This is a genomic window from Nocardia jiangxiensis NBRC 101359, from assembly GCF_000308615.1.
Lineage (GTDB): Bacteria > Actinomycetota > Actinomycetes > Mycobacteriales > Mycobacteriaceae > Nocardia > Nocardia jiangxiensis.
Window position 1 is genome coordinate 537,352 of sequence record NZ_BAGB01000041.1, and the last position, 15,971, is coordinate 553,322.

Genomic DNA, 15,971 nt, shown 5'->3' on the forward strand with positions numbered 1-15,971 from the left:
GAGAGATTCACCATCATCGCGGCGGGAATGCGCCACGCCGGGCGGTGCGATTTCGCCGACGCTCGCGGCGACAGCGCTTGCCCGCCAACCGCTCGAGTGAAGGCGCTCAACCGAATTCGACGGTGGCGAGCATGCGGCGAGCGAGTTCATCGCATCATGATCAGCCCTCATATATGTCTTGGTATATACTGACCAATAGATATTGCCCCGCGATGGCCTGGAACCCCTGGTCAATCACGAGCGACAAGCCCGCGGGCGGGGCCGATGGTGCCGCCTCGCGCGGTACTGCACGCCACAGGAGTGAGGTAGCCGTGCCCGAATCCGCGTTCGTTGCTGAGCCGTTCACCATCCGGTCCTCCCCCGAGGCGCTCGCGGACCTGGGCGCCCGGCTGCGGGCCACGCGCTGGCCGGACGCGCCCGAGGACGTCGGCTGGTCACTCGGCACGGATCTCGCCTACCTCCGCGAGCTGGTCGCCTACTGGGCCGACGGCTTCGACTGGGCAGCCCAGGAGAAGGCACTGTCCGAATTCCCGCACTTCCGCGCCCGGCTCGACGGGCTCGGCATTCACTACGTGCACGCTCGGGCCGTCAATCCGGTCGGCCCGGTGCTGCCGCTGGCGCTCTGCCACGGCTGGCCGGACTCGTTCTGGCGCTACACGAAAGTCATACCGCTACTGACCGACCCCGGAGCGCACGGCGGCGATCCCGCCGACGCGTTCGACGTGGTCGTGCCCGACATGCCCGGCTACGGGTACTCCGACCGTCCTACCGGCCCGCCGCTCGATTCGATCGCCGTCGCGGATCTGTGGGCCCGGCTGCTGGACGGCCTCGGCTACCGGCGATTCGGCGCTGTCGGCGGCGACATCGGCAGCTCGGTGAGCAACTTCCTCGCGCTGAACCACCCCGAACGAGTCACGGCCGTCCACCGCATGGACGCGGGGGTGCCGGTCTACTCGGGAGACCCCACCGACCTGACGCCCGAGGAGCGCACCTGGATGGCGGACATGGCAGCCTGGGGCACGGCCGAGGGCGCCTACATATCGATGCATCGCACCAAACCGCAGACCGCGGCAGTCGGGCTCACCGACTCCCCGGCGGGGCTCGCCGCGTGGATCGTCGAGAAGTTGCGGGGTTGGAGTGACTGCGGCGGCGACATCTCGCGGTCCTTCACCATGGACGAGATCCTCACCAACGTCACGATCTACTGGCTCACCGAAACGATCGGCTCGTCGATGCGGATGTATCGTGCGAACGGCGAGATCCCGGCCGCGCAGCAAGCCCGCCGGGTCGAGGTCCCCTCCGGCTTCACGCTGTTCCCCGGCAACATCAGCCGGGCGCCGCGGACGTGGTTGGAGCGCACCACCAACCTCGCACGGTTCACCCAGGCCCCGCGCGGCGGGCATTTCGCGCCGCTCGAAGAGCCCGAGTTCTACGCGGAGGAACTGCGCACCTTCTTCCGCCCTTACCGCACCTGATTTCCACCGGTTGCCGGACGTCTGCGGCGCGGCTACACCCGGATCCGACGGGAGCCGATCCCGCATATACGTGTCCTTATATAAGGGGTAGGAGATAGTCCTACACTGTGCGAATGAGAGCCGACCAGAACGTGCCCAACGGTGTCGATATCGCGATGCTGCTGCGGCGGGCGCAGCTGCGCAAGCAGATGGCCTGCGAAGCAGCGCTCGCTCGGGCGGGGATGACGTTGCCGCAGTGGGGAATTCTGCTCGCCGTCGTGGCCGAGCCGGATTCCTCGACCCACGCGCTGGCGCTGTTCACCGGGCAGTCCGATCAGTCCGCGGGCGCGGTGGTGGCCCGCCTCGAACAGCGAGGGCTGCTCGAGCGCAGGCCCGGCGTCGGTAAGGCGATTCTGCACCGGATCACCCCGGAGGGCGACGAGGTCGTGCGACGCTGCAACGCCATTGTCGAGGATGTGATGACCCCTCTGCTCGCCGGTCTCACCGATCGGAGCCTTCGGACACTGCGAACCTCGTTGCAGTCGATTGCCGAGGCCGCCCTCCCGGCGTAGAGGGAGCTGGATACCCAGTCCGGTCGTGGCTCAACCGAATTCGACGGTCGCGAGCATGCGACGGGCGAGTTCTTCGGGGTCGCCTTCGCCGAGTCGCGAATCCGCCAGTGCGCCTTCGCGCCACAGCGAGGCGTAACCGTGGACCAGGGACCAGGCGGCGAGTTCCACGTCCCGGCGGCGTTCGGGCGGCACGCCGGTACCCGCGACGCCCTCGCGCAGGTACGCACCGGAGCGGGTTCGGGCGGCGATCAGTTGTTCATTGCTGGTGTCGAGCAGGTCATGGCGGAACATGACTTCGAAGTGGCCCGGGTGCACGCGGGCGAATCGAATATAGGCGATCGCCACCTCACGGAAATCGGCTCCGGCACTGTGTAATTCGTCGGCGAGCAGGCCGAACCCCTCGATCGCGAGTTCGGTCAGCATGCCCTGGCGGTTGCCGAAGTGATGAGCGGGGGCCGCGTGCGAGACTCCGGCGCGCTGCGCGAGGGCGCGTAGCGACACCGCATCGATGCCCTCGGCCGCGATCTGCTCGGCCGCCTCGGCCAGCAATACCGCCCGCAGATCTCCGTGGTGATAGCGGTTCCTGGTCACCCGATGATCATCACTCACAATCTAGACATTGACAAGTTTCGCGTGCGAGCCTAATCTAGGCAGCGTCAAGATTCATCGGCTACTCAGGAGACCCTGATGGCACCCTTCATCGTTCTCGTGGTCGTCAGCGGCATCGCCCGCCTGGTCGGCCTACCGCTCCCGGGCTGGCTCGATTCCTGGCCGCACGCCGTCCGCCTCGGCCTCGCGGCAATGTTCGTCCTGACCGCCAGCGCCCATTTCCTACAGCCCCGGCGCGACGCCCTCATCGAGATGGTTCCCCCGCGCCTACCCGCCGCAGCCAATCTGGTCACCTTGACCGGAATACTCGAATTGGCTGGTGCCGCAGGTCTTCTCATTCCACCGGTCGCACCCGTCGCCGCATCCTGCCTCGTGGCGTTACTCGTGCTGATGTTCCCGGCCAATGTCCGCGCGGCACGCGCCCACGTCGGCCTGAAAACCGTTCCACTCCCGGCACGTACGGCGCTACAAGTTCTGTTCATCGCCGCCTGCGTCGTCGCCGCGTTCTGAATCCCCTTCTCCGAGAAGGTGTTCACATCACGCCGATGGTGTCGCAGCTCGTCGGGCCCACGCAGGCAACAGGATTCGACCGATGGTCACCTGGCGATTGCGTGGGCCCGAGGTTTCGCACCGACACTCTCATGGCCTGGTGCCCAGTCCGGCGGTGGGCGAGCACCGCGCTTCGGGCTACGCCCGGTTCATCGCATTGCCGGATGGCCGGCGATGCGCTTGCCGCACATGTCAGCGGATTTGCGCACCGTCGGGGAAATCGGTGGAACGAGTCAAGGTCTCCCAGGTCGCGATGTCCTCATCGACGGATGCGCGGCCCGCGGTGACCAGGCGCAGGGCATCGGAACCCAACAGCAGGTGCGCCGGTGGATTCGGGTCATCGAGAACGGCCAGCACCGCAGTTGCGGCCTTGACGGGATCGCCGAGTTGGTTGCCGCTGGCGGTCTGACGCGCGGTGCGGATCGGGTCGAACAACTCGTCGTAGTCGGCGATGGCACGTTCGGCGCGAACCATGGACCGACCCGCCCAATCGGTGCGGAACGAACCGGGTTCGATTGCGGTGACGCGGATTCCGAACCCGGCCACCTCTTTGCCGACGGTCTCGAGAATCCCCTCCAGGGCGTATTTACTGCCGCAGTACGCGGACAACCCCGGCACCGTCATCAGCCCGCCCATCGACGTGACGGCCAGAATGTGCCCACTGCGACGCTCACGCATCCCCGGCAGTACCGCGCGGATGGTTGCCGCGGCCCCGAAAACGTTGACCTCGAACTGATCTCGCAACACCGACAGCGGCGTCTCCTCGAACACGCCCTCGACGCCGTATCCGGCGTTGGCGATCACTACGTCGATCCCGCCGAGCGTGTTCTCGACCTCGGCGACCACCTCGAACACCTGTTGTTCGTCGGTGACATCCAACAGCCGCGCATACGCCCGCCCCGGCGCCAGGGCCTCGAACGCGGCCGCGTCGTCAGGCTTGCGCACGGTGCCGCACACACGGTGACCTGCTTCGAGCGCACCCGCGGCGAAGGCGCGACCGAGCCCGCTGCTGACACCGGTGATGAGAAAGAGTTTCGCCATGCCGCAAAGTCTACACACCGTTGATTTTTCTGCACGTGACGTAGATTATGCTGTCCGGGACGGTACCCTCGGCTGCATGGCCACCAGTACGTCCCGCCGACGACACCGCGACACCCTGCGCAAGGGCGAGCTGCGCGAGAAAGCCATCCTCGATACCGCGGAATCCCTGCTGGCCGAGCCCGGGCCCGACGCCATGACCGTCGAGGACATCGCTCGCGGCGCGGGCATCTCCCGCGGCTCGCTGTACTTCTACTTCGGCTCCAAGAACGAGGTCCTCACCGCACTCGTGGCCCGCACCCTCGAACAGCTCCGGTCCACCGCCCTGGTACCGACCGCCGACACCGATCTACCCCCGCGCGAGGCCATCGCCCTGGCCGTGCAAGGCACCGAAAGCATGTGGCGCGAACACGGTTCGGTCATGCGCACCGCCGTCGAATATTCCGCGCTCGTCCCCGAAATCGGCGACCTGTGGACCGAGGCCATCGCCACCAGCCGCGACGCCCTGACCCTGATCCTCGTCCGCGCCGGCCTCCCCGACGGCCCCGCCCCCACCGACGCCCCCGCCCTGGCCCAATCCCTCTGCTGGATGACCGAACGAACCTTCTACCGCACCACCGTCGAATCCCCCGACCAACTCCCCACCACCGCCCGCACCTGCACCGAAATCTGGCACCGCGTCATCCCGGACAACAACCCCTGACGCCGACGACAACGGGCCGCATCGTCCATGACGATGCGGCCCGAATATCCGAAAATCAGTCCTCCGCGACGACCACGCGGACGTCGATGTTGCCGCGGGTGGCGTTGGAGTACGGGCAGACCTGGTGGGCGGTGTCGGCCAGTTCCTGGGCCTGCTCGCGGGTCAGGTGCGGGAGGGAGACCTCGAGGGTCACCTCGAGCGTGAAACCGCCCGCGTCGTTGGAGCCGATGCCGACCCGGGCACCGACGGCCGAGTCGTCGATGTTCGCCTTGGCCTTGCCGCCGACCAGGCGCAGGGCGGAGTGGAAGCACGCCGCGTAACCGGCGGCGAAGAGCTGCTCCGGGTTGGTGCCCTCGCCCGAGCCGCCCATCTCCTTCGGAATCGACAGCGCCACATCGATTTTGCCGTCGGTGGTGCGGGTCTGGCCGTTGCGTCCGTCGCCGGTGGACAGCGCCTCTGCCGTGTACAGGACCTGCATCTCAGTTCTCCTTCGCGGTGTTGGCGCTCAGTGCGCCGTTGAGGCGCTGCAACAGGTGGTACAGCGTCCCGATATCTTCCGATGACATTCCGGCGGCCTCGCCGATCTCGGCGGGAAGACCGCAGGCCTTGGCGCGCAGCCGCCGACCGGATTCGGTGAGTTCGATCTCGACGCGGCGCTCATCGGCCGCCGAACGATTCCGTGTCACCAAACCGGCCGCCTCGAGCCTCTTGAGCAGCGGCGACAATGTTCCCGAATCCAACCCCAGCGCCGCACACAACTCACCGACGCTGCGACCTTCGCGCTGCTCCCACAGCGCCAGCATCACCAGATACTGCGGATAGGTCAGCCCCATCGCCTCGAGCTTCGGCCGGTACACCGCCGTCATCGACCGCGATGCCGAGTACAGCGCGAAGCACAGTTGCTGATCCAGAGCCAGTTGATCGGTCACACACAACAATGTAGTACACAACTTAGTTGTGCACAACCATTATCTGCGAAGCCGCACCATCCCAGGCCCGTGTCGAGACCACCGCGGCGACCGCGCACCACAACGGCCGTAGCCCACCGCCCCGAGGGGCCGCCGAATCACGTCAGCCGGAGACAACCGCGGACACGGCATCCAGAGCAGGGCGCGGCGCGCGGCCCAGGATCTCGGCGAGGTCCCCGGTCGACGTCCCGGTCCATCCACTGCGGAACGCGCGATACACACCCAGCAGGACCTCGGCCAACTCCCCCGGAATCCCCTGCTCGGCAAGCGTATTCAGGAACTGCTCGTCCTCGACGGGTTGATAGCCGACAGGCTTCGCCGCGATCGTGGACGCGAGCTTCGCCAGATCATCCCAGTCGATGCTGTCCGCGGCGGTCAGCGTGTAGCGCCGGCCGCGATGCTGATCAGAGACGAGCACCCGAGCGGCAGCCTCGGCCAGGTCATCGATATGAGCCGGTGCAGTGCGCGCCCGTCCGGCCGGGGCCGCGAGCGTTCCGACGGCGATAGCCGTCGTCACATCTCGACCGACCGTCTGAGCCAAGCCGTACGTCGTGCGCAGGATCGTCGCATCGGCGGACAGGTTGCGCAGCAACGCTTCCGAAGCCGCGAAGTCGGACATCATCGGCAGTGCGTACCGCTCAGGATCGGGCCAGCTCAGATAGACGATGCGTGCCACGCCCGCCGCCACCGCCGCCCGGATCGCCGCAGCGTGCTGCACACCCCGATGCTGGGTCGGCGTGCCGTAATTGGTGCCGTTGATCAGCACCGCCGTCACTCCGTCGAATGCGGTTGCCATCGAGTCCGGTTCATCGAAATCGAAGCGCCGCACGGCAATTCCGGATGCGGTGCGCACACCGACAGCCTCCGGATCACGCGTCCCGGCGACGATGTCCGCCTCGGGAACCAGATGACGCAGCTGGTCCAGAACGGGCCGACCGAACAGTTCACCACCGGCACCGGTCACGAGAAACATGCGAACTCCTGTATTCTGCGAAACGAAGCGGGTCAGATGACCCGGTTGAAACTATACGGGTCAGATGACCCGGTTGCCAGATCGGAGTGTGCCGGTGACCGATCGACCGTTGCGTGCCGACGCGCGCGACAACCGCGCCAAGATCCTCGCTGCGGCCCGATCCGCCTTCGACGACCTCGGCCCACAGGCGAATCTGCGCGAGATCGCCCGACGCGCGAACGTCGCCCAGGGCACCGTGCACCGCCACTTCCCCACCAAGCAGGCCCTGTTCGCCGCGATCATCACCGACCGCCTCCGCGAGCTGACCGAGCTCGCCCGACGTCTGCGGGACGAGCGCGATCCCGGCGACGCCTTCATCGCCTTTCTCACCGCCACCGTGGCCAACGCCCGCGACAACCGTTCCATGGCAGCGGTTTTCGAGGAGGCCGGAAGCACCGAGGAGATGCGCGAGGCCGGTCGGCAGATGGACGCCGAACTCACCCTCCTGCTCGAACGAGCCCAAGCTCAGGGCACCATCCGCGCCGACGTCGACCTCGCCGACGTCCACGCCATCGCCGCCGCCGTCCTGGCTGTCGACGCCCACCCCGCTCCCGACGACACCGACCGAGCCCGCCGCGTCACCATCGTCCTGGACGGCCTACGCCCACCCGGCTCGTCAGCCACCCCCCGACGACACTGAGTCTCCGGCGGCCCTCAGACCGGCGACGGCGGGATGTTCGCCAGCCGTTCGGCCTCGGCATCGACCGCGGCGGCGTCCATGTAGGCCTCGGTGGTCAACTCGAGCATGCTGGCCCAGCGTGTGATGCGCGGACGCCAGCGCTGGATGTAGGCACGAGCGTGCGCGGCCTCGGCGACGTTCCCGCCCGCCTCGGCGGCGTTCTGCGCCGCCATGGCCGCGGCCACGGTGTTCTCGGCCAGCGCGAGCTGCTCGCGACAGTGGTCGGGGGTGAAGATCTCCTCGCGGACGGTGTCGGCCTCCACCTGCAAATTGCTGATCAGGCTGCGCAACCGCGGATCGAGCGGCTGAATGCTGGGCCGCCCCGCGTCGGCGGCGGCCTTGGCCCGACGGGCCCGGCGTTCGGTGTCGCGGCGCTCCCACTCCTCCAGCTGCTCCCGGTACTCCTCGACCGCGGCCTCGGTCACCGAGCGATAGACCAGCCGCGCGGTCAGCGACATCCGCTCCGCGCCTTCGTGATCGAGTATCACCGCGCCGAGGTGCTCGAACGGCTGTCCGGGATCGGGCCGGTCCTCCACCCGGGCGTCCAGTACGTCGTGATAGTGCTGTTCGGTGACGTCGTCGCAGGTGATGTCGAACAGCGCGGTGCCGACCTCCACGAAGGTGCGGCAGATGCGCCCGGTGACCTCCTCCGGCGAACCGAATTGTCCCCCACCGTGATCCACCCGGCTGGTGCCGTCGAACCTGGTGTAGGTGATCTCCCAGCTATAGGTTTCGGGCCCGTTCATCGCTGTCCTCCGTCGGCACATGATCGGTTGGCCTGCAGATCGATCCGGTACGCACCGTAGCCCACCACCGGGATCGACAGGCCGGAGATCAACTAGTCCGCAGGCAGTTCGATGCCCTCCGCGGCGGCCTTGGCGGCCACCTCTTCCGGAAATACGTTGCGGAACAGGTACAGATCCTGCCCCAGACGCCACCCCGGCGCCAGCGCAACCGCATAGCGTTCGAAGTAGCCGAGTTGCTTACCCATCAGAATCAGCTGCTCGGGCCCCGAAGCGCCGCGCCGCTTGCCGAATTCGATCAACCGCGCGGCAACCTTACCCATATCCAGCTTGGCGAGCTTGCCCGAAAGCACCGGCGCGAGCGCGGTCGCCAGCTGTCGGCCGATGGTCGCATCGTCACCGGCGTCCGCCTCGACCAGATCCAGCTCCCGCAACGCCCGTGCGACCGGCCGGAAATCGCCGTCGATGGCACTGGCGTGGAACAGCGCGCGCACGAAATCCCGCCACGGCGGCGACATCGTGCCGACGATGCCGAAATCGAGCATCGCCGCGCGCCCGTCGTCCAGCAGCCACAAATTGCCCGCATGGACGTCACCGTGGAAAAGCCCGTGCACCACAACGCTTTCCAGCCACGCCTTGACCAACCGGCGAATCAGCAGCTCCGGATCCGGATGCACCGCGCGGATATCGTCGAACCGGTCCAGCGGCAGCCCGCTCATCCGTTCCATGCACAACACCCGCGGACCCGAGTACTCCGGATACACCTCGGGAATCGCGACACTGGCATTGTCGCCGAAGGCACGCAGATTCTCCCGGGCGCGAACCTGATTGCCCGCCTCGTTCCGGAAATCCAGTTCGGCGACGGTCGTCTCGTAGAGATCGCGCACCACGCCACCGGCATTGGCGACCCGGGCGTTCTCCGAACGGCGCTCCATCATCCGGGCCAGCCGGAACGCCGCGCGCAGATCGACGATCATGCGCCGGGCGATATCGGGCCGCTGCACCTTCACCACGGCGGGACGGCCGTCGGCCAGAACACACCCGTGCACCTGCGCCACCGAGGCCGCCGACAACGGGGTGTCGTCGAACTCGCGGAACAGCTCGTCGATCGGACGGCCCAGATCGGCCTCGACGATCTTGCGCGCGTCGACACCCGGGAACGGCGGCACATCGTCCAGGCAGCGCAGACAGGCATCGGCCAGTTCGGGCGGGAACGCACCGGGTGAGGAGGCGATCAGCTGGCCCAGTTTGACGAACATCGGACCGAGCGCCTCGAAGCCGTCGACCACACCGTCGGCCATGGCGTGCCGGCGCTTGGCCTTACGCAGCCCACCGCGCACCACCCGGCGCACCACACAGCCGCCCAGGACCGTACCGATGGCCGCGGTGCGCCGGAATTCGGCGAATCCGAATTTCTCCAGGGCCGGACGGACCACCTGCTCGTCGGACCGAGCCGAGGCCGTCGCCGATCCCGCCGTCACCGTGCGACCGCCGCACCTGCGCGGCCGTTCCACTGCGCGCTGTCCGATATCGCGACCATCTCCTCGCTCGCCGTCCGCATCGCTTCGACCACCTCGTCCGTATCACTCACCTGCCTCGACGGGTCCGGCCGGAACGGCCGGGAGCACGGCTCCACGGACATCGCCGCTCCGAATGCCGCACCCTCCCGAACACCGGCATCCAGGTGTACGGCACAGAGTGTACGGCCCGTCGCCGGGGTGCCGGTTCACACCGGCACGCCGAGTCCGGCCGCCAGAACCGGCCAGGATCGCTTCAGCGCGTCCTGCCAGTAACCCCAGGAATGGGTGCCGGCCGGTTCGAAGTCGAAGGTGGCGGGGATGCCGAGCTGCCCGAGACGGGTCCGCAGATTGTGCGTGCACCAGTTCACCGCTGCCTCGATGACGCCGCCGATCACCATCTGATCGGCGTAACCGGACACTCCCGGCAGCATGTGCGGACCGTTGTAGGTGTCGTACATCCCCGGAATGCCCGACCCGCTCGAGACGAACAGCTCGAGCCCGCGCAACCCGGCGGCATGCAGGTACGGATCGTTGGCCGCCCACATCGGATCGTCGTCGGGTCCGTACATGTTCTGCGTATCGCCGCCGCCCCAGTCCTCGACGGCCAGTTTGACGAATTCCCGGCCGATCGGATCGCTGATCTGCGCGCATCCACTGTAGGCGGCCACCGCGCGGTACAGGCCGGGCTTCGCGATCGGCAGCTGCAGCACCGAGGTGCCCGAAGTGGACAGTCCCGCAACGGCGTTCGCGCCCGTCGTGGCGAAGCTCGCCGCGATCAGCGGCGGCAGTTCCTCGGTGAGGAACGTCGTCCATTCGTACAGGCCGAGTTTCGGATCGCGCGCACGCCAGTCGGTGTAGTAACTCCACCGGCCGCCGACCGGCTGCACCACGATCACCTGTTTACCGGACAGGAACCGCTGCACATCGGTATTGCGCTGCCAGGTCGCCGAATCCTGCCCTCCCCCACCGCCGTTGAGCAGATACAGCACGCCCGCGGGCGCCTTCGGATCGACCGGTCGTTGGACGTTGACCATGATGTTGGTGTTCATCGCCGCCGAATGCACCCGCAGCTGAACGGTATTCGCGTTCACCGCCCAGGTGCCGGTGACGGCCGAGCCGTCGGGCGCCTCGGCCGCACTCGGCGCTGCGGTCGATACGGCGGCCGCGACGCTCACCACCGCCGCGAGAACGCCGGTACGCAACATATTTCGAATCATCGGAACTCTCTGTACTGTTCCCCGGCCCGTACCGGGAAAGGGTGGTGCGACGCGCGTATGTCTGCCGGGCAGCGGAATTCGCTTCGCCCGGCAGGCACACGCACGATGGAAGGATCGGCCGTCAGAGCTTCCCGCCGCCGCCGAGCAGCCACGGGTTGAAGGTGCACTTCAACGGCACGCTGGGATCGAGGGTGTTGAGGATGATGGACAACACCCGCGGGGAGTACATCATCGTCAGGTGATCGGACAGGTCCTGATCACAACCGTCCTGCAGGGTGATGTTGTGCACCGTCGCACCCGGGCCGGGCTGCAGGAACGTCAGGTTGTACGGGGTGGTGACCTCGTCGTAGCGGGTGCCCACCACCGTGTAGTTCACCCCGGGCACGGTGTCGCCGCCCGCGTCGAGCTTGTTGACGAAGTCCGAGCCGACGGTCTGCTGAATTCCGGAGTGTCCGACGAAGATCTCGATCAGGCCCAGCACGTCGATGCCGAAGTTGTTGATGGCCCGGCCGAGTGCGCCGATACCGTCCAGCGTGGTGCCGTGATTGGTGGCGCCGAAGGTCATCTCGTGATCGACCTTGGCCGCGCTGCCTTCGTACTTCAGGTACCACCGCGACATCGCCCCGCCCTGCGAGTGGCCCACGATGTTCACCTTCGGCGCACCGGTCGAGGCCAGCACGCGATCGACGAAGGTCGCCAGCTGCTTGGCCGAGTCCGGGATGTTCTCGGTGCCGTTCGCGCCCGGCAGCACCGATCCCAGTCCGCCACCGGCCAGCAGATTCGACTCGCCGTAGTTGAACGTGTAGACGCAGTACCCGGCATCCTTGATCGGCTGGCTGACGTACGCGAAGTTGTCGTAGGCGTTCTCCCACGTCCCGTGCACCAGCACCACCGGTTCGGGATGCTGCGCGGTCGGCTTGCAGTTCCAGTCGTTGGTCCCCGGCGGAGCCACATTCGGATGCAGCAGCGAATAGCCGAAGGCAGCAAGGAATGCCGTACTCGCCGGGCCGTAACCGACGGTGTCGGAGGATGTTCCGCCCTGCGAACCCGAACTCGAGCCCGAACCGCCGTAGCAGTCGCCCGAGCCGTTCCCCGACCCCGCACCGCTGCCCGAGGTGCAGGCCGAACCCGTACCGGCACTACCGGTGTCGACGATCGGCTTGGCGGCCTTGTTCTTCAGACCCTTGGCGATGAAGTCCGCGAGCGTTTGCCCGGTCGGATGCTGGGCCGGAGCCGGCGCCTGCGCCGGATCGGCATTCGCCCCGGCGCAGCCGAAGCCCACGGTGAGCAGCGTGACACCCATGAGGACCACAGCACGCAAGGACCGGGCGCGGGTAGTTCGTCTCATTCCAAACCTTCCTGCAGAACCACGACGTTCTCGGTTTCGTTGCCCGCGAAGCGATGTGCGGGCATCCGAACTGGGCTCACGCTAGGGTCCGGCAACAGGGCTTCGATATGGTGTGACCAGGGCTCTTCGAAATCTCACTAGTGCGCTCGGCAGTGCCGGTGAGAGTCCACAATCCCGGGCGAATACATTGCCGGAGCTGGACCGCCCCGGCGCACACCGCACTGACGGAAGCGATACCCGCCGGACCGGAATTCCGTTCCCATCACGAAACAATCACGAACACTGCGATCCTGCGCGGCGACAACCGCCCGGTGTTCGACTCCTCAGCGGGCCTCGACGGCGATTCTGCTGGCCTCACCGTGAAATGCCTTCGCAATGGCATTCCATGCCGCGGGAAGTTCGTCGGTGAAGGACTGCCACGCGTGCGTGCCGGTCGGCTCGTATTCGACCGTCGCCGGAATGCGCAGTTGCGCAAGACGTTCCGCGAACCGCTCGGTGCACGCCAACGCACCGGCCTCGAGTGCGACGCCGCCGCCGGACTGTTGCAGTGCGCCGAGCACGTTCGGCGCATCGGCGATGGCCTCGAGATCGGGCAGACCGGGCACACCGGTCGCGGCCGAGAGATAGATCGCGGTGCCGCGCAACGTCGCCGCACCGAGGAAGCTGTCGTGCGCGAGCCAGGCCGGGGAATTCGGCGGCCCCCACAGATTTTCGGGATTTCCGCCGCGCGAGGCCACGGTGATACGAGTGACCGCCTCGCCGACATTGTCCGCGGTGGAATAACATCCGCTGATCCCGGCGACCGCGCGGAAGAAACCCGGATGCCGCTGCGCGAGCATCATCGCGCCCTGCGCGCCCATCGAGACGCCCGCGACCGCGCGGCGACCGTCGGTGTGCAGATAGGACTCCACGATCGGCGGCAGCTCATCGATCAGGAAGGTCTCCCACCGGTTCAGGCCCAGGGTGCGGTCGTAATGCTCCCAGTCGCTGTACATGCTGCCGACGCCGTCACCGGTCAGCACCACGTCCACCGGTTTGTCCGCGAAGAATTCCGCGGCATGTCCCTTGGTCAGCCAGTCGGAGGTCGGCGAGCCGTCCACGCCGTCCAGCAGATACAACGCCGGATGCGGTCCCGGGCCCGCGCCGCGCAGGACGTCGACCGGGATCACCCGGCGCATCGAGGCCGAGCGCACGTACAGGCGCTCCCAGTGCGCTCCGCGAGTCTCGGTGCGCACCAGGGCCGATCGACTCGACGCCGCACCCAGGGCGGGCGGACCGGCAGGCACCGGATCGGCGCAGACGGGCGCGGCGAGGATCGCGGTGGCCAGCAACGCCGCCACCGCACCGAGGGACGTACGAACGGTCATAACACGCCGGAACCGACGTCGCGCACGAGCCCGCGCGCATGATCCCGATCCGTCCTGGCGGTGCTCACACGTACTCCTTCGGGCAAGGCAAAGCATCCTCGGTGGTCACAGGGGAATGACCGGGCGCGGAGCCCCGCCGGACGCTGGGGTGAGGGTTGCGTCCGGCGGGTCGGGTCCACCCGCACATGCACCGGAGGGCGGGAGGGGTTGGAAGTCCAGTTGCCGTGGTGCGTACGTGCGCTGCCGGGTGGGTGGTTTCGGGGCACCACCCGGCGGTGGCTGGTGTGACGACCGGACCGGCGCACTCCTTCCTGTTCCGGGTACGGTGCCGACACCTTTTCGCGGCGCCGACCGCGCAAACACCGGCTCCGCGTGCAGATAACGATACGGCTACGGAACGGGTTCGTGGGCGGTACGACAGCGATCCGATGACAATTCATGAATTGCCCGCCGAACGCCTAGGGGTGACACACAAATGCCGATCGGGATGCGTTTCCGGCCGCTTTCACACCGAATTCCCGGACGCCACATTGCGATCGCCCGAACCCGGCCGGGATGCGCAGGGTTTCAGCACCCGTCGGGAGCCGGAATCCCTTGCAGCCGTTGGTCGACCCAGGCCGCGGCCTCGGGATAGCCGAGCGCGTCGGCGATCAGATGTTCGCCCAGCACACTCCGGTAGACCGCCCGCGCCCCGAGCGCGCACTGCTGTGCGTAGTAGTCCCGAGCACCCTCGGCCGGGATCCAGAACTCCTGCTCACCCTGGTAGACGTACAGCGGCACAGGCGATTTCATCCCGTTCATGGCGGTGATCGTGTAGATCCGGTCGGCCAGGGGGCTGTGCAGCGCATCGGGCATGTCCGCGGCCACGTCGGCGGGCAGCATCAGGACGCCGGCCGCGCCGAACGTACTGTCGCAGGTGTCCTTCAACGGTGAGATCGCCGCCCAGCGCGCCAGATTGTTCATCCGGGACAGGATCTCCGGACGTTCCCTGGCCACGCCGAACGTCGCGGCCAGGAATACACCCGAGGCCAGATTCGCGTTCATGCTGCGTGCCAGCATCCGGTAGTCGGCGGGCACCCCGCCCAGCGCAGCACCGACGATCACCGTCGCCAATTCCGGTGCGTAGGAACCGATCAGCGCGACCGCGCCGCGCGTGGCGATGGCCCCGCCGGAATAACCGTGCATGGCGAAACGACTGGCCCCGAATTCTTCCGGGCGCAGGTTGCGGACTGCGCGAATCGAATCGAGTACCGCATGTCCGGCGACATACGGTTCGGCATAGGCCATCCGCGGTCCCTCGTGATCGGGAATCAGCACGGCGTATCCGCGCAGCACCGCCAGTTGCGTCGTCGGCGGGAGGTCGTCGCCGAGGCTGGAATGCGCGTTGAAGCCGTGGGCCAGGGTGTATCCCGGGGTGCAGGCGCGTCCGAGCGCATCGATCGCCAGGTTGTTCACCACCACCGGCCGCTCCCCCGACCCGGCCCACGCCGCGGCCGGAATCACCAGTGTGGCAGTGCCGAACGAGGGTCCGCCGTAGGCGTCCGTGGTCCGGAATTTCAGCAGTAGTACCTGCCGCACCGGCACCGCCAACAGCGGCGCCGCCGTCGCGGTCACATCGCGGACGGCGATGATCGCGCCGGGCGCCTCGGCGGCCAGGTTCGCGGGCCACCCGTCGAACATCGGATCCCCGACGTCGGAGGGCATCACCGCCTGCTGCAGTCGCGCCAGCTCCACCGGGGTACCCGGCGGGGCCGCGATCGGATCCGACGGCGGCACGATCGGCGGCGCGGGCACCACCGCGTCGATCCACTGCTGCACCGCATCGATACCGGGCAGCGACGGAATCGCCGGAGGCGCCGGCGGATTCGGTGGACCGACAGGTATCGGCCCGGCGTGTGCGAAGGCCGTGGCCGAGCCGCAGACCAGTACGAACACGATGAGCAGGACACGCCAAGTACGCATCACGCACCCCCAAGACGGACTCACCCCGGTGCGCTTCCAACCGCGCACCCATCCCCGACAATGAGCCCGCCACACCGCGTCGTTCGAGCGTACGTCGGCCGAATGTCCTGCCAGCTCGTCGTTTTCCGATCGTATGCACGGTGAGTCCGGTTCGAGATCGCCACACCCGCAGCCGAATCGCAGCTACAGCAAGGGATCACAGCCGCATCGGCGCGCACTCCCCCGTCGCG

The 15,971-nt window shown here is 67.5% G+C and carries 16 protein-coding genes; 5 read left to right on the plus strand and 11 right to left on the minus strand.

Annotated elements, in window-relative coordinates:
• The first annotated feature begins 311 nt into the window (after window positions 1-311).
• Window positions 312-1,475 (plus strand): epoxide hydrolase family protein, encoded by a 1,164-nt coding sequence (locus tag ON40_RS16535; protein WP_040823374.1) that lies wholly within the window; start codon window positions 312-314, stop codon window positions 1,473-1,475.
• 113 nt (window positions 1,476-1,588) lie between these two features.
• Complete coding sequence (locus tag ON40_RS16540) at window positions 1,589-2,026, plus strand: MarR family winged helix-turn-helix transcriptional regulator (protein ID WP_083895682.1); 438 nt, start codon at window positions 1,589-1,591, stop codon at window positions 2,024-2,026.
• A gap of 30 nt (window positions 2,027-2,056) precedes the next feature.
• Here ON40_RS16540 and ON40_RS16545 read toward each other — a convergent pair whose 3' ends face one another.
• A complete protein-coding gene (locus tag ON40_RS16545; protein WP_040824329.1) occupies window positions 2,057-2,617 on the minus strand; it encodes a TetR/AcrR family transcriptional regulator in 561 nt (186 codons plus the stop codon).
• A gap of 96 nt (window positions 2,618-2,713) precedes the next feature.
• Between ON40_RS16545 and ON40_RS16550 the strand changes: the two genes are divergently transcribed.
• Entirely contained in the window at window positions 2,714-3,145 is a 432-nt protein-coding gene (locus ON40_RS16550; RefSeq protein WP_040823377.1) for a DoxX family protein, read from the plus strand.
• Window positions 3,146-3,376: 231 nt separating this feature from the next.
• Here the strand turns inward: ON40_RS16550 and ON40_RS16555 are convergent, their stop codons facing one another.
• Complete coding sequence (locus ON40_RS16555; RefSeq protein WP_040823380.1) at window positions 3,377-4,225, minus strand: oxidoreductase; 849 nt, start codon at window positions 4,223-4,225, stop codon at window positions 3,377-3,379.
• A 76-nt stretch (window positions 4,226-4,301) separates the two neighbouring features.
• On the opposite strand from ON40_RS16555, the gene ON40_RS55495 reads away from it, so the two are divergent.
• A complete protein-coding gene (locus ON40_RS55495; protein WP_040823382.1) occupies window positions 4,302-4,925 on the plus strand; it encodes a TetR/AcrR family transcriptional regulator in 624 nt (207 codons plus the stop codon).
• Between the two features lie 55 nt (window positions 4,926-4,980).
• Here ON40_RS55495 and ON40_RS16565 read toward each other — a convergent pair whose 3' ends face one another.
• The 3 genes from ON40_RS16565 to ON40_RS16575 form a co-directional block, all read right to left on the minus strand.
• Window positions 4,981-5,403, minus strand: a complete 423-nt coding sequence (locus tag ON40_RS16565; RefSeq protein ID WP_040823384.1) for an organic hydroperoxide resistance protein — start codon at window positions 5,401-5,403, stop codon at window positions 4,981-4,983.
• A 1-nt stretch (window position 5,404) separates the two neighbouring features.
• Complete coding sequence (locus tag ON40_RS16570) at window positions 5,405-5,854, minus strand: MarR family winged helix-turn-helix transcriptional regulator (RefSeq protein ID WP_040823386.1); 450 nt, start codon at window positions 5,852-5,854, stop codon at window positions 5,405-5,407.
• 142 nt (window positions 5,855-5,996) lie between these two features.
• Entirely contained in the window at window positions 5,997-6,866 is an 870-nt protein-coding gene (locus tag ON40_RS16575; RefSeq protein WP_051193171.1) for an NmrA family NAD(P)-binding protein, read from the minus strand.
• A gap of 94 nt (window positions 6,867-6,960) precedes the next feature.
• Between ON40_RS16575 and ON40_RS16580 the strand changes: the two genes are divergently transcribed.
• On the plus strand, window positions 6,961-7,545 hold the full coding sequence (locus ON40_RS16580; protein WP_040824333.1) for a TetR/AcrR family transcriptional regulator: 585 nt from the start codon (window positions 6,961-6,963) through the stop codon (window positions 7,543-7,545).
• Between the two features lie 14 nt (window positions 7,546-7,559).
• Here ON40_RS16580 and ON40_RS16585 read toward each other — a convergent pair whose 3' ends face one another.
• From ON40_RS16585 to ON40_RS16610, 6 genes are all read right to left on the minus strand, one after another.
• Window positions 7,560-8,330, minus strand: a complete 771-nt coding sequence (locus tag ON40_RS16585; RefSeq protein WP_040823389.1) for a hypothetical protein — start codon at window positions 8,328-8,330, stop codon at window positions 7,560-7,562.
• 92 nt (window positions 8,331-8,422) lie between these two features.
• Window positions 8,423-9,808, minus strand: coding sequence for an ABC1 kinase family protein (locus ON40_RS16590; protein ID WP_051193173.1), 1,386 nt, complete (start codon window positions 9,806-9,808; stop codon window positions 8,423-8,425).
• Between the two features lie 245 nt (window positions 9,809-10,053).
• A complete protein-coding gene (locus ON40_RS16595; RefSeq protein WP_040823391.1) occupies window positions 10,054-11,052 on the minus strand; it encodes an alpha/beta hydrolase in 999 nt (332 codons plus the stop codon).
• A gap of 133 nt (window positions 11,053-11,185) precedes the next feature.
• Window positions 11,186-12,412, minus strand: coding sequence for an esterase/lipase family protein (locus tag ON40_RS16600; RefSeq protein WP_040823393.1), 1,227 nt, complete (start codon window positions 12,410-12,412; stop codon window positions 11,186-11,188).
• Between the two features lie 323 nt (window positions 12,413-12,735).
• Window positions 12,736-13,779 carry an alpha/beta hydrolase gene (locus ON40_RS16605; RefSeq protein ID WP_051193174.1) on the minus strand — a complete coding sequence of 348 codons (1,044 nt, stop codon included), beginning with the start codon at window positions 13,777-13,779 and terminating at the stop codon, window positions 12,736-12,738.
• A 567-nt stretch (window positions 13,780-14,346) separates the two neighbouring features.
• Window positions 14,347-15,741, minus strand: coding sequence for a lipase family protein (locus tag ON40_RS16610; RefSeq protein ID WP_040823395.1), 1,395 nt, complete (start codon window positions 15,739-15,741; stop codon window positions 14,347-14,349).
• Between the last annotated feature and the right edge of the window lie 230 nt (window positions 15,742-15,971).

Bases quoted from the DNA above. Each gene is read 5' to 3' on its own strand.
- ON40_RS16540 (WP_083895682.1), top strand. From the start codon at position 1,589: ATGAGAGCCGACCAGAACGTGCCCAACGGTGTCGATATCGCGATGCTG.
- ON40_RS16550 (WP_040823377.1), top strand. From the start codon at position 2,714: ATGGCACCCTTCATCGTTCTCGTGGTCGTCAGCGGCATCGCCCGCCTG.
- ON40_RS16555 (WP_040823380.1), bottom strand. From the start codon at position 4,225: ATGGCGAAACTCTTTCTCATCACCGGTGTCAGCAGCGGGCTCGGTCGC.
- ON40_RS55495 (WP_040823382.1), top strand. From the start codon at position 4,302: ATGGCCACCAGTACGTCCCGCCGACGACACCGCGACACCCTGCGCAAG.
- ON40_RS16565 (WP_040823384.1), bottom strand. From the start codon at position 5,403: ATGCAGGTCCTGTACACGGCAGAGGCGCTGTCCACCGGCGACGGACGC.
- ON40_RS16575 (WP_051193171.1), bottom strand. From the start codon at position 6,866: ATGTTTCTCGTGACCGGTGCCGGTGGTGAACTGTTCGGTCGGCCCGTT.
- ON40_RS16585 (WP_040823389.1), bottom strand. From the start codon at position 8,330: ATGAACGGGCCCGAAACCTATAGCTGGGAGATCACCTACACCAGGTTC.
- ON40_RS16595 (WP_040823391.1), bottom strand. From the start codon at position 11,052: ATGTTGCGTACCGGCGTTCTCGCGGCGGTGGTGAGCGTCGCGGCCGCC.
- ON40_RS16600 (WP_040823393.1), bottom strand. From the start codon at position 12,412: ATGAGACGAACTACCCGCGCCCGGTCCTTGCGTGCTGTGGTCCTCATG.
- ON40_RS16605 (WP_051193174.1), bottom strand. From the start codon at position 13,779: ATGACCGTTCGTACGTCCCTCGGTGCGGTGGCGGCGTTGCTGGCCACC.
- ON40_RS16610 (WP_040823395.1), bottom strand. From the start codon at position 15,741: ATGCGTACTTGGCGTGTCCTGCTCATCGTGTTCGTACTGGTCTGCGGC.